Genomic DNA, 12,942 nt, shown 5'->3' on the forward strand with positions numbered 1-12,942 from the left:
CTTCTATTACTCAATACAGGAGCCCTATATCCAATGCGATGGGAGGGTCCTCATGAAAGTACCACTTGTCGCCGCCTGCGCCGCCCTGGCCGCCACGCTGACACTGGCTCAGGACGCGCCCGCCGTCGACGCCGTCAATGCGGTCGAGGCGTGGCAGGAGGATCCAATGACAATCTTTCAGGCAACCGAGATCGACATCGATGATTTTCGCTATGTTGCGCGGCCCGTGGTCGTGTTTTCGGACACTCCGGCCAATCCCGCCTTCGGGCGGCAGGTCGACCTGATCCGGAATCGCATTTCCGCACTCGCCGAGCGGGACGTGGTGGTCGTGCTGGACGCCGAGCCCGACGCACGAAGCGAGCTGCGCCAGCGCCTCCGGCCGCGCGGCTTCGGGCTGGTGCTCATGAACAAGGACGGCAGCGTGGCGCTTCGTAAGCCGTCGCCGTGGGACGTCCGCGAGATCACGCGGTCCATCGACAAGACGCCCGAGCGGCAACAGGAACTGCGAGAGCAGCGTCGCCAGCCGCTGACCGACTGACCTCAGCCAAACTCGAGGATGACGTCGTCGACGGCGAGGCTGTCGCCCGGCGCGGCGTTGACCTTCGTCACGACCGCCTTTCGTTCGGCGCGGAGGATGTTCTCCATCTTCATCGCCTCGACGGTGCAGAGCGCCTGCCCCTCCTGCACCTCGTCGCCCTCGTCCACTTCGATCCGCACCACGAGGCCGGGCATCGGGCAGAGCAGCATGCGCGACGTGTCGGGCGCCTGCTTTTCCGGCATCAGCGACGCCAGCTCGGCCATCCTCGGCGTGCGCACGTGCACCTTGAGGTCTGCGCCGCGATGCCGGACGCGGTAACCGTTGGGAATGCGCGAGACCTTCAGCGTCAGCGACGCGCCATCGACCTCGAGCCGGGCCAGCGGTTCCCCGGGACGCCAGCGGGAGGTGACGCGCATCGAGCGGAGATCGCCGAAATGGACGGTCGCGCCCTCGCGATCCGCTTCCACCCGGACCTCGTGCCGCTGGTCCGCCAGCGTGACCACCCAGCGCGTGCCGACCTTTCGCTCATGGTTGTCCATCCGCCCCGAGATGCGCGTGCGCCGGATCTCGGCCACGCGGTTCATCGCCGCCGCCGCCGCAGAGATCCGCGCCAGCGTCTCCTTGTCGAGCGTGGCGCCGGCGAAGCCCTCCGGGAACTCCTCGTCGATGAAGGCGGTGGTGATGTCGCCCGATACGAAGCGCGGGTGGTCCATGACAGCCGCGAGAAACGGCAGGTTGTGGCCGATCCCCTCAAGCTCGAAGTCGTCGAGCGCGGTCCGCATGTGCCCGATCGCCGTCTCCCGGTCCGGACCCCATGTGCAGAGCTTGGCGATCATCGGGTCGTAGTACATCGAGATCTCGCCGCCCTCCTCGACCCCGGTGTCGTTGCGGACGACACGCCCCTCCTCGCGCACCTCCTCGGGCGGGCGATAGCGGGTCAACCGGCCGATCGAGGGCAGGAACTTGCGATACGGGTCCTCGGCATAGAGGCGGCTCTCGATGGCCCAACCGTTCAGCCGCACGTCCTCCTGGCGGAACGGCAGCGGCTCGCCGGCGGCGACGCGGATCATCAACTCGACGAGATCCAGGCCGGTTATGAGCTCGGTAACCGGATGCTCGACCTGCAGCCGCGTGTTCATCTCGAGGAAGTAGAAGTTGCGCTGGCCGTCGACGATGAACTCGACGGTGCCTGCGCTCTGATAGCCGACCGCCTGCGCCAGCGCGACCGCCTGCTCGCCCATGGCGCGGCGCGTCGCCTCGTCGAGGAAGGGTGACGGAGCCTCCTCAATGACCTTCTGGTTGCGGCGCTGGATCGAGCACTCCCGTTCGCCGAGGTAGACGCAGTTGCCGTGGCCGTCCGCGAGCACCTGGATCTCGATGTGGCGCGGCTGGGTGACGAACTTCTCGACGAAGATACGGTCGTCGCCGAAGCTCGCCGCGGCCTCGTTCTTCGACGACTGGAAGCCGTCGCGCGCCTCGCGCTCGTTCCAGGCGATGCGCATGCCCTTGCCGCCGCCACCGGCCGAGGCCTTGATCATCACCGGATAGCCGATCTCGCCCGCGATGCGCACCGCCTCGTCCGCATCGGCGATCAGGCCCATGTAGCCGGGCACGGTGCTGACCCCCGCCTCGGCGGCGAGCTTCTTGGACGTGATCTTGTCGCCCATCGCCTCGATCGCCGAGGCGGGAGGGCCGATGAAGGTTACGCCCTCGGCCGCCAGAGCCTCGGCAAAGCGTCGATTTTCGGAGAGGAAGCCATAACCGGGATGGACCGCGTCCGCACCCGACTGGCGCACCGCGCCAAGTACCTTGCCGATGTCGATGTAGGACTGGCTTGCCGGCGCCGGCCCCACATGCACGGCTTCGTCGGCCATCCGCACGTGCGGCGCATCGGCGTCGGCGTCGGAATAGATCGCGACCGTACGGATGCCCATTGCACGCGCCGTTCGCATAACGCGGCAGGTTATCTCGCCACGGTTGGCGACCAGGATCTTCTCAATCATCGACTGGACGCTTGTTCAGGAAATCGTGCCGGCAGACTTCGGCCGCGGGCACGATCAGCGTCAAAAGTAACGGCCCTTAGCCCATCCCAAGCCGCCGCCAACCGCAGCGCCCACGAGCGGGTCATTCTCCGTCACGGCAGCGGCTCCCGCGCCGATGGCTGCGCCGGTCGCCACGCGCTCGGTCGTGGTATAGCCGCAAGCCGCAAGGGAGCCGGCTGCAATCACACCGAGCAAAACCAACCTGATATTCATGTCGAAGCTTCTCCGTCTGATGCTGGGATCAGCGAACAACCGAAATCCTCCGTTCGCAAGCCAATTCTGCATCGCCGGAAAGAGTTGCGGCGGTCTGACCGGGGAAGAAGTCAGACCGCCGCGAAGGGGAAGGGTAACGCTCTTTATTCAGAGGACCCGGCATGTCCGGCGCCTCTTCCGCAAACATGATGGTTAACTCGCGGCAGGCAACCAAGACATGAACGGCTCGGCGAAGATCGGCTGAAACTCGCTCATAGATTGAGAAATCCGCCGATGCGCAACCATGTGGCGCGGCTAATCGATGAGCCCAGGAAAGCTGGCGCGAGCCAGGACTTCGTCGACGCGCAGTCGCGCCCCATAGCTTTCGGCGTCGAAGGGATCGTCGACAGCTTTGACTTCCCGGCCGAAGAACCATGCGAGGCGACCTGCGTCCAGGTTGCCGCGCTCGAACGGCTCGGCGCCGAAATGTTCCCACAACGCGGCCAGAAACGCCTCGTCGGCGCGGCGGTCGGCGGGACGGCGATCGGCGTGACGTTCGCGCGCGACAAGCGGCGTTGCTCCACGCGGGTTGGCGCGCCTGATCGTGAACTGAAAGTCGGTACCGGCCAGCCGGCCAGGGAAGCCGCGATGCTTGAGCATGAGGCCTCCGCCTTGCGAGAGGCGCGGACGGACCCGCAGGCCCGTCCGGCCATGACGTCAGTACTTGTTGTAGGTCGGCTCTGCGGCAACCGGTGCCGGATCGACGTAAACCACTTCTTCCTGCTGGCGGGGAGCGCAGGCGGCGATGAAGGCCACGGCGCTGAGGGCGGCGCAGATCTTGGCTGTGCTCGACATGGGTTCGTCCTTTCGTTCCACTGTTTTGGGCCGCGCGGGCCCGGTTCACTCCGGGAATCTAGTGCGGCACCGGGATCATGGCAAAGTCGCGGAGCGGCCGCGAGAGCCAAAAGAGAAGCCGGCGGCGGGTCGCCGCTAGGCCTGCCCGGTGCCGCCTGAGCCGTCGCGCTCAGAGCGGGATGTTGTCGTGCTTCTTCCAGGGATTGCTCAGGCGCTTGTTGCGCAGCGAGGCGAAGGCGCGGCAGACCCTGCGGCGGGTCGAGTGCGGCATGATCACCTCGTCGATGAAGCCGCGCTCCGCCGCCTTGAACGGGTTTGCGAAGTTTGCCTCGTACTCGGCTGTTCTTTCTGCGATCTTTTCTGTGTCACTCAATTCGGACCTGTAGAGGATCTCGGTCGCGCCCTTGGCGCCCATGACCGCAATCTCGGCCGAGGGCCAGGCATAGTTGAAGTCGCCGCGCAGGTGCTTCGATGCCATGACGTCATACGCCCCGCCGTAGGCTTTGCGAGTGATGACGGTGACCTTTGGCACGGTGGCCTCGCCGTAGGCGAAGAGAAGCTTGGCGCCATGCTTGATGACACCGCCGAGTTCCTGCCCCGTGCCGGGCAGGAAGCCGGGAACATCCACGAAAGTGAGGATCGGGATCTCGAAGGCGTCGCAGAAGCGCACGAAGCGGGCCGCCTTGCGTGAGGAATCGATGTCGAGGCAGCCTGCCAGAACCATGGGCTGGTTTGCGACGACGCCGACGGTACGGCCCTCGAGCCGGATAAAGCCGGTGACGATGTTCTTGGCGAAGTCCGCCTGGATCTCGTAGAAGTCGCCCTCGTCCGCCGTCTTCGCGATCAGCTCCTTCATGTCGTAGGGCGCGTTCGCATTGGCCGGGACCAGCGTGTCGAGGCTCATCTCCACGCGGGCCGGGTCGTCGAAGAACGGCCGGACCGGCACGCCACCGCGGTTGTTCTGCGGCAGGAAGTCGACCAGGCGGCGTATCTCAGTCAGCGCCTCGATGTCGTTCTCGAAGGCGCCGTCGGCGACCGAAGACTTGCGGGTGTGCGTGGTAGCGCCGCCGAGCTCCTCGGCTGTGACGACCTCGTTCGTCACGGTCTTCACCACATCGGGGCCGGTGACGAACATGTAGGACGTATCCCGCACCATGAAGATGAAGTCGGTCATCGCCGGACTGTAGACCGCGCCGCCGGCGCAGGGACCCATGATGACGCTGATCTGCGGCACGACACCCGAGGCCATGATGTTTCGCTGAAACACCTCGGCGTAACCGGCGAGGCTCGCCACCCCCTCCTGGATGCGGGCGCCGCCCGAGTCGTTCAGCCCGATCACCGGCGCGCCGTTCTGCATCGCCATGTCCATGATCTTGCAGATCTTCTGGGCATGGGTCTCGCTGAGCGAGCCGCCGAAGACGGTGAAATCCTGGCTGAACACATAGACCATGCGACCGTTGATCGTGCCCCAGCCCGTGACCACCCCGTCGCCCGCCGGCCGCTGCGCCGCCATGCCGAAGTCCGTCGCCCGGTGGGTGACGAACATGTCGAACTCCTCGAACGATCCCTCATCCAGCAGGAGCTCCAGCCGCTCGCGTGCGGTCAACTTGCCCTTGGCGTGCTGCGCCTCGATCCGCCGCTCGCCGCCGCCCAGCCTGGCGCCGGCGCGCCGCTCCTCAAGCTCCCGCAGGATGTCCTTCATGACAATCTCCCAAAGCCGCTCTGACTGGATAGTCGAGAGGTCCTGCCGCCGAAAGGCCACTCGCTCGCTTGTCGCTGTGCTTGCTGCGGCGCGGTCACAAGCCGGACCTCCCGCCGCCACGCCAAGGGCATGTGGACAGCGCCGCAGCGGCGATCTACCTCGGCGCCATGGTGCATCATCAGCAGGTGCGGTTCCTCGACCGCACGACCCCGCCACACATCGGAACCCTGATCCTGCTCATCGGTGTGCCTGCGCTGTCGATGAACGTGTTCCTGCCCTCGCTGCCCGGCATGACAGCCTATTTCGAAACCGAGTACTCGGTGATGCAGCTTTCGGTCTCGCTCTACCTCGCGGTGAGTGCCGTGCTGCAACTCCTCGTCGGCCCCATCGCCGACAGGATGGGGCGGCGCCCGGTCATCCTGTGGGGCTTCGGCGGCTTTCTCCTCGCCACACTCGGCTGCCTCCTCGCCCCGACGGCCGAGATCTTCCTGACTTTCCGGATGGCGCAGGCGGTCATCGTCGTCGGGATGGTGCTGAGTCGCGCTGTGGTGCGCGACATGGTCCCGCAGGACGAGGCGGCTTCCATGATCGGGTGGATCACGATGGGCATGGCGCTGGTCCCGATGGCTGCGCCGGTGCTGGGCGGCCTGCTCGATCAGGTCTTCGGGTGGAAAGCCAACTTCTTGATCCAGCTCCTGCTCGGAGCCGCGGTGCTCGGCCTAGCCTGGGCGGATCTGGGCGAGACTGCTCACCGCACCTCGGCAAGCTTTGCCCAGCAGATCCGCGAGTATCCGGAGCTCCTCGGCTCCCGGCGCTTCTGGGGCTATGCGCTCGCCGCCGCGTTCGCGAGTGGCGCCTTCTTCGCCTACCTGGGAGGCGCTCCTTACGTAGGCAGCGAGATCTTCGGCCTGACGCCGGCCATGCTCGGGATCTACTTCGGTGCGCCGGCCGTGGGCTACGGGATCGGCAACGGTCTCTCGGGCCACTACTCCGCACGCTTCGGCATCAACACGATGATCCTCGCGGGCGCGTGGCTGACGCTCGCCGGCCTCCTCGTCTCGGTCCTGCTCTTCGCTCTCGGCTTCGAGTCGCCGCTCGTGTTCTTCGGGTTCATGACCTTCGTCGGCATCGGCAACGGGCTCATCCTGCCCAACGCGACCTCCGGCCTCCTATCAGTCAGGCCGCACCTCGCCGGCACGGCGAGCGGCCTCGGCGGTGCGGTGATGATCGGTGGCGGCGCCGCGCTTTCCGCAACCGCCGGATCGCTCCTGACGCCCGAGCGCGGCGCCTGGCCGCTCCTTTGGCTCATGGTGGGGACCTCGGCTCTCGCGCTCCTCTGCATCATTTACGTGAAGCGGCGCGAGCGTCAGATCGGCGCCGTGTGACCCTCAGCCGGGCGGCTGTCGCCCGAGGATGTGATCCGCGATTTTCTCGCCCACCATCATCGACGGCGCATTGAGGTTTCCGTTGGTGATGCGCGGGATGATCGAGCTGTCCGCCACGCGCAGCGCGTCCACGCCGATCACTCGCCCCTCCGGGTCGGTGACGGCTAAGGGATCGTCGCGTCGGCCCATCCGGCAGGTGCCGCAGGGATGAAAGGCGCTTTCGGCCGTGTCCCGCACGAAATCGTCCAGCGCCGCGTCGCTCTCCACCCCGTCGCCGGGCGCGATCTCCCGTGCCATGTGCGGCGCGAGCGCCGGCTGTCGCAGGATCTGCCGCGCCAGGCGGATCGCCGTCCGCATCTCGTGCCAGTCGTCGGGATGGCTCATGTAGCCGAACGCGATCCGCGGCGGGTCGGCCGGCTCGCGCGACCGCAGCGTCACCCGCCCCCGCGAACGCGACCGCATGGGACCCGCGTGGAGCTGGTAGCCGCAAAGCGCGCCCGTCCCGTCGTAGCGTACTGCGAGCGGCAGGAAGTGGAGCTGCACGTCCGGGTACGCGACATCAGGCGCGCTGCGCAGGAAGGCGCCCGCCTCGAACTGGTTCGACGCCGCGGGTCCGCTCCGCGCCAGCAGCCAGCGCCCGCCCGCCAAAACCCGCCCCGCGAGCGACCAGTGCCGGTGCAGCCCCACGGCGGAGCGCGCCCCCACCTGCACGTAGACCTCCAGATGGTCCTGAAGGTTCTCGCCCACCCCCGCCCGGTCCGCCACGACTCGGATCCCGTGACGTCTGAGCTCCTCCGCCGGCCCGATGCCCGAGAGCATCAGCAGCTTCGGCGAGTTGAAGGCCGAGGCTGAAACGATCACCTCGCGCCGCGCCCGCACCACCCGCGCGTCCGACAGCACCACACCGGTCACCCGCCGCCCCTCCAGCACCACGCGCGCCGCCAGCCCCCGCACCAGCCGCGCCCCCAGACAAAGCGCCGGCCGGAGATAGGCGTCCGCCGCCGACCAGCGGTGACCATTCCGGATCGTCGCGTCGAGCAGGCAAATGCCGTCCTGACGCGCGCCGTTGTAATCGTCCGTCGCCGGCAGCCCCGCTTGCCGCCCCGCCTCGAGATACGCCCGGACCAGTGGCTCCACCGGCCTCGCACGGCGGACATGCACCGGTCCGTCATGACCGCGGTTACTGGACGCACCGCCGTCCCATGTCTCGATCCGGCGGAAGTAGGGCTCGACGTCGCGCCAGTCCCACCCCTCGGCGCCCGCCTCGACCCACGCGGCATAGTCTAGCGGATGCCCCCGCACCCACACCATGCCGTTGATCGAGGACGAGCCGCCCAGCACCCTGCCCCTTGGCGCCGCCAGCCGCCGGCCACCGAGGCCCGGCTCGAGCTCTGTCCGATAGCCCCAGTCGTAGCGCGTCGTCCGCATCGGAAAGCTCAGCGCGCCCGGCATCCGGATCAGCGGCCCGGCGTCGCTGCCCCCGAACTCGACGACGATGACCGACTTGCCCGCCTCGGCCAGCCGGAACGCCACCGCGCATCCGGCCGATCCCGCGCCGACGATGATGTATTCCGCCTCCAGCAAGCCGACGCCCTTTCAACCCGTGCCCCGCAACGCTAGGCTCTGCCGCAACGAGGGACGCAGGAACGGTTTACCCGCTCGCGCGCCCGGCAGACAGGGGGATGACGCCGATGAAGCTGACCTTGACGACAGCCGCCGTGACTCTGGCCGCTGGCGCCGCTTTGGCCGACTGCGAGACGATCGTCTTCTCCGACGTCGGCTGGACCGACATCACCGCCACCACCGCCGCCACGACTGTCGTGCTCGATGCGCTGGGATACGAAACCGAGGTTAAGATCCTCTCGGTGCCCGTCACGTACCAGTCGCTCGCCGCCGGCGACATCGAGGTGTTCCTCGGCAACTGGATGCCGACGATGGAGGGTGACATCGCCCCCTACCGCGAGGCCGGCACAGTCGAGACGGTGCGCGCCAACCTCGAAGGCGCCAAGTATACGCTCGCCGCCAATGCCGCAGCGGCCGGTCTGGGCATCACCTCCTTCGCCGATATCGCCACGCACGCCGAGGCGCTCGACAGCCAGATCTACGGTATCGAACCCGGCAACGACGGCAACCGCCTGATCCTCGACATGATCGAGCAGGATGCCTTCGGCCTCGGCGGGTTCGAGCTCTCGGAGAGTTCCGAGCAAGGCATGCTGGCGCAGGTCGCCCGCGCCGACCGCAGGGGCGAGCCGGTCGTGTTCCTGGGCTGGGAACCGCATCCGATGAACGCGGCCTTCGATCTGACCTACCTCGAGGGCGGCGACGACTGGTTCGGCCCCGATCTGGGCGGCGCCACGGTCCATACCAACGTGACCGCCGGCTTCCTCGAAGAATGTCCGAACATTGGCCAGCTCCTCCAGAACCTCGTCTTCAGCCTCGCGATGGAGAACGAGATCATGGGCGCCATACTGGACGAGGGCGAGGATCCGCAGCAGGCGGCGCGCGACTGGCTCACGCAGAACCCCGCGGTGCTCGACACCTGGCTCGACGGTGTCACCACCCTGGGTGGCGAGGACGGCCTCGCCGCGGTGCGGGCCGAGCTCGGCCTCTGACGCGCCGCCTGCCAGGGCGCCCCTCCCCCAGGACACGGGGGGAGGACGGGAGGGGGGCCGAGGCGTCGTGCCGGGGCGCAGCCCCGACCGCTTCGCAGGATGGCTCAGCCGTTTCCCTGCGGTATCAGTGCGTCGTCCGCCTCGCGCGCCCGTATCGCAGCCGACCGCGCCATCAGCCGCTCGGCATAGTCGCGAAAACCCGGCCGCTCCTCCAGCGTGCCGAACTGCAGACCCCACGCGACCTGCGCCCCGAGATACACGTCCGCCGCCGAGAACCTGTCGCCCAGCACATACTCGCGCCCATCCAGCCAGTCCTGCAGTGTGTCCAGCACGCGTTGCATGCTGCCGTAGCCCACGCGCCCCTCGAGCTGTGGCGTCTCCAGCTTCACGCCGAGCGAGGCGTTCGTGACCGCCGCCTCCACCGGACCGGCGCCAAAGAAGAGCCAGCGATAGTAGGTCCCGCGCGCCGGGCTCGCCGGATCGGGCGCAAGGCCCGCTTCGTGGAATGCGTCCGCAAGATAGGCGCAGATCGCCGCGCACTCGGTCACGACCGTACCGCGATGGCGGATCGCCGGAACCTTGCCCATCGGATTGACGGCCAGATAGTCGGGCGACTTCATCTCCGGCCCGTAGCCGAGGACGTGGGTCTCGTACTCGGCACCCGTCTCCTCCAGCATCCACCGGACGATGCGCCCGCGCGACATCGGGTTCGTCCAGAAGGTCAGATCGGCCATGTCTCCTCCGGGTCGCTGTGCAGGCGGAGCGTGCCACGGCCCGCGCGACCCCGCAATTGGTCACGACAGTGGACTGGCTGACCGGAACGAAGATCCCCGTCGGAGCCACCGCCAGCCGCATCTTCGACTGGCTGCAGGTCAACGGCGCGTGGGTCTTCGACGCGATCTCGGACGCGATGGACGCGCTGATCGGCTGGCTGCTCTGGGCCTTTCAGACCCCGCACCCGCTGATCGTCGTGGTGGTCTTCGCGGCGTTGACCTGGCTGCTCCAGCGGCGCCTCTCCACCTGCATCCTCGTCGCAGCCGCCTTCCTCTTCGTCTTGAATCAGGGCTACTGGGAGGAGACGACAGAGAGCCTGACGCTCGTCCTCGCCTCCTGCCTCGTCTGCATGGCGGTGGGCGTGCCGATCGGCATCGCCGCGGCGCACCGGCCGACGCTCTACGCGTGGATGCGCCCTGTCCTCGACCTGATGCAGACGCTGCCGACCTTCGTTTACCTGATCCCGGCGATCGTCTTCTTCGGAATCGGCATGGTGCCGGGCCTGCTTGCCACGGTAATCTTCGTGCTGCCGGCGCCGATCCGGCTGACCCACCTCGGCATCTCGTCGACGCCCGCCGCGCTGATGGAGGCGGCCGAGGCGTTCGGAGCCACGGATCGCCAGCGCCTGTGGAAGGTGGAGCTGCCCTATGCCTTTCCGCAGATCATGGCGGGCCTGAACCAGACGATCATGCTCTCGCTCAGCATGGTGGTGATCGCGGCCCTCGTCGGCGCCGACGGCCTCGGTGTGCCGGTGGTCCGGGCGCTCAACCAGGTGAACACCGCGTTGGGTTTCGAGGCGGGCCTCGTGATCGTCGTCGTCGCCGTTGCGCTCGACCGGATGCTCAGGGTCGAGCAGCGGTGAGCGACGTCGTCACCTTCGACCGGGTCTCGATCGTGTTCGGCGACCGTCCGACCGATGCGCTGCCGCTGATGGATGCCGGCGCCAATCGCGCCGAAGTGGCCGAGGCGACAGGCCAGATCCTCGGCGTGCATGACTGCTCGCTCACGGTGCACGAGGGCGAGATGGTGGTGCTGATGGGCCTCTCCGGCTCCGGCAAGTCGACGCTGCTCCGTGCGGTCAATGGCCTCGCGCATCCGGTTCGCGGCGAGGTGCGGGTGCACGACGGCGACGAGGCGATCTCGGTCACCCACGCCGACGCCCGCACCCTCAGGCGCCTCCGCCGGAATCGGATCGCCATGGTCTTCCAGCAGTTCGGTCTGCTGCCTTGGCGCAGTGTCGCCGAGAATGTCGGACTGGGGCTGGAGTTCGAGGGCATCCAGTGGCGCGAGCGGGACGAACGCGTGCGCCACCAGCTTGAGATCGTCGGCCTCGCCGACCGCGCCGACGCCCGCGTGGCGGAGCTTTCGGGCGGGATGCAGCAGCGCGTCGGCCTCGCCCGCGCCTTCGCGACGGAAGCCCCGATCCTGCTGATGGACGAGCCGTTCTCGGCGCTCGACCCGCTGATCCGCACGCGCCTGCAGGACGAGCTCTGCGTGCTGCAACGCCAGCTCAGGCGGACGGTGATCTTCGTCAGCCACGATCTTGACGAGGCGTTCAAGCTCGGCGACCGGATCGCGATCATGGACGGCGGCCGCATCGTCCAGCAGGGCACGCCACGCGACATCTTCACGCGGCCGGCCAGCGACTACGTGGCGGACTTCGTCGCGCAAATGAACCCGCTCGGCGTACTCTGCGCGCGGGACGTCATGACGCCGCCGGACGGTCCGGCCGACGGCGCAGTGCCGCCGGACCTGCCGCTTGCCGAGGTGATGAACCGCCTGCGCGGCCGCCCGCTGGCCGTCGCCGAGGACGGCCGCGTCCTGGGTCACGTCACGGAACGGGCCGTTCTGGCGAGACTGGCCGCCCCGCGGGGCTGATCCCGGCGGCGCGGCGGCGCCCTGCGACCGACTCGCGCCAGGCGATGAAGCAGACAGATGCGACGATGATCGTGCCGCCAGACAGGACCCACGGGTCCAGCGCCTCGCCAAATACGGCCCAGCCCAAAAGGGCAGCCCAAACAAGCTGCAGAAACGTCATCGGCTGCGTCACCGCGACCGGCGCCGCACGAAAGGCGAATGTCATCGCCAGATGAGCCACGGTGGCGACCGCGGCTGTCAGGAACAGCCAGCCGATCTGCGCCAGGCTCGGCGGCACCCATACCGCGGCCGCAAACGGCGCGAGACCCAGCGTAACGCCGACCGAGAGCATGGCTACCACCATGGGCGGACTCGACGTTCGCGTCATCCGCTTCGCGATCAGGTAGGAGATCGCGAAAAAGATCGCGGTCGCCAGCATCGCCAGATGACCGCTCGACACCTCTCGCACACCTGGACGCAGGATCAGGAGAACCCCCACCAGCGCCGCGCCGATGGCCGCCAGCCGCCGCGCCGCCAGCGGCTCGCCCAGAAACAGCGCGGCGCCGAGCGTAATGTAGACCGGCGAGAGGTAGTTCAGCGCCGTCACTTCAGCGATCGGGATCTGCGTCATCGCGTAGAACCACAGGATGGTGCCCAGCGCATGCACCCCGCCGCGCACCGCGAAGAGGCCGACGCCGCGCCGCCCGCCGAAGCCCTCGCGCCTCAGCGCACCCAGTATGGGCAACAGGAACACCAAGCCCAGCGCATACCGAAGGAAGGCCGCTTCGGCCGGAGGCATTTCGGCGCCCACATGCTTGACGATCGCCGTCACCGCGACGAAGCACAGCCCCGTCAGCAGCATCCAAAGCATTCCCGCAAGGGGACGATCGGTCGGCTCGCTCATGCGGACGGGTTGGCACGGAGCCCTGGTCTCGGCAAGTGCCGTCCGCCGATGCGACGCCGCCCGCCCCTTGCATCTGCAGGA

The 12,942-nt window shown here is 67.9% G+C and carries 13 protein-coding genes; 5 read left to right on the plus strand and 8 right to left on the minus strand.

Translation table 11 applies throughout. From position 1 onward, the window contains the following. Positions 1-52 precede the first annotated feature (52 nt). Positions 53-538, plus strand: coding sequence for a DUF4174 domain-containing protein (locus JM664_RS06510; RefSeq protein WP_227419113.1), 486 nt, complete (start codon positions 53-55; stop codon positions 536-538). Positions 539-540: 2 nt separating this feature from the next. On the opposite strand, the gene JM664_RS06515 is transcribed toward JM664_RS06510, so the two are convergent. From JM664_RS06515 to JM664_RS06535, 5 genes are all read right to left on the minus strand, one after another. Further along, positions 541-2,541 (minus strand): acetyl-CoA carboxylase biotin carboxylase subunit, encoded by a 2,001-nt coding sequence (locus tag JM664_RS06515; protein ID WP_227419114.1) that lies wholly within the window; start codon positions 2,539-2,541, stop codon positions 541-543. 60 nt (positions 2,542-2,601) lie between these two features. Beyond that, positions 2,602-2,832 carry a hypothetical protein gene (locus JM664_RS06520; RefSeq protein WP_227419115.1) on the minus strand — a complete coding sequence of 77 codons (231 nt, stop codon included), beginning with the start codon at positions 2,830-2,832 and terminating at the stop codon, positions 2,602-2,604. Positions 2,833-3,087: 255 nt separating this feature from the next. Then, positions 3,088-3,432 carry a hypothetical protein gene (locus JM664_RS06525; protein ID WP_227419116.1) on the minus strand — a complete coding sequence of 115 codons (345 nt, stop codon included), beginning with the start codon at positions 3,430-3,432 and terminating at the stop codon, positions 3,088-3,090. A gap of 57 nt (positions 3,433-3,489) precedes the next feature. Next, on the minus strand, positions 3,490-3,627 hold the full coding sequence (locus JM664_RS06530; protein WP_227419117.1) for a hypothetical protein: 138 nt from the start codon (positions 3,625-3,627) through the stop codon (positions 3,490-3,492). A gap of 169 nt (positions 3,628-3,796) precedes the next feature. Beyond that, a complete protein-coding gene (locus JM664_RS06535) occupies positions 3,797-5,329 on the minus strand; it encodes an acyl-CoA carboxylase subunit beta (RefSeq protein ID WP_227419118.1) in 1,533 nt (510 codons plus the stop codon). A 167-nt stretch (positions 5,330-5,496) separates the two neighbouring features. On the opposite strand from JM664_RS06535, the gene JM664_RS06540 reads away from it, so the two are divergent. After that, positions 5,497-6,714: a multidrug effflux MFS transporter gene (locus JM664_RS06540; protein WP_227419165.1), complete on the plus strand. Its 1,218-nt coding sequence runs from the start codon at positions 5,497-5,499 to the stop codon at positions 6,712-6,714. 3 nt (positions 6,715-6,717) lie between these two features. Here JM664_RS06540 and JM664_RS06545 read toward each other — a convergent pair whose 3' ends face one another. Next, positions 6,718-8,295 carry a choline dehydrogenase gene (locus tag JM664_RS06545; protein ID WP_227419166.1) on the minus strand — a complete coding sequence of 526 codons (1,578 nt, stop codon included), beginning with the start codon at positions 8,293-8,295 and terminating at the stop codon, positions 6,718-6,720. Between the two features lie 110 nt (positions 8,296-8,405). Here JM664_RS06545 and choX point away from each other — a divergent pair, with 110 nt between their 5' ends. Next, entirely contained in the window at positions 8,406-9,326 is a 921-nt protein-coding gene (choX, locus tag JM664_RS06550; protein WP_227419119.1) for a choline ABC transporter substrate-binding protein, read from the plus strand. 104 nt (positions 9,327-9,430) lie between these two features. Here the strand turns inward: choX and JM664_RS06555 are convergent, their stop codons facing one another. Further along, positions 9,431-10,060: a glutathione S-transferase family protein gene (locus tag JM664_RS06555; protein ID WP_227419120.1), complete on the minus strand. Its 630-nt coding sequence runs from the start codon at positions 10,058-10,060 to the stop codon at positions 9,431-9,433. Positions 10,061-10,128: 68 nt separating this feature from the next. On the opposite strand from JM664_RS06555, the gene choW reads away from it, so the two are divergent. Further along, complete coding sequence (gene choW, locus JM664_RS06560) at positions 10,129-10,962, plus strand: choline ABC transporter permease subunit (RefSeq protein WP_227419167.1); 834 nt, start codon at positions 10,129-10,131, stop codon at positions 10,960-10,962. Beyond that, a complete protein-coding gene (choV, locus tag JM664_RS06565; protein ID WP_227419121.1) occupies positions 10,959-11,978 on the plus strand; it encodes a choline ABC transporter ATP-binding protein in 1,020 nt (339 codons plus the stop codon). The genes choW and choV overlap by 4 nt, the downstream gene beginning before the upstream one ends. On the opposite strand, the gene JM664_RS06570 is transcribed toward choV, so the two are convergent. Then, a complete protein-coding gene (locus JM664_RS06570; protein ID WP_227419122.1) occupies positions 11,932-12,861 on the minus strand; it encodes a DMT family transporter in 930 nt (309 codons plus the stop codon). The two genes, choV and JM664_RS06570, sit on opposite strands and share 47 nt — an antisense overlap. Between the last annotated feature and the right edge of the window lie 81 nt (positions 12,862-12,942).

The organism is Roseitranquillus sediminis, assembly GCF_016918935.1.
GTDB lineage: Bacteria > Pseudomonadota > Alphaproteobacteria > Rhodobacterales > Rhodobacteraceae > Roseitranquillus > Roseitranquillus sediminis.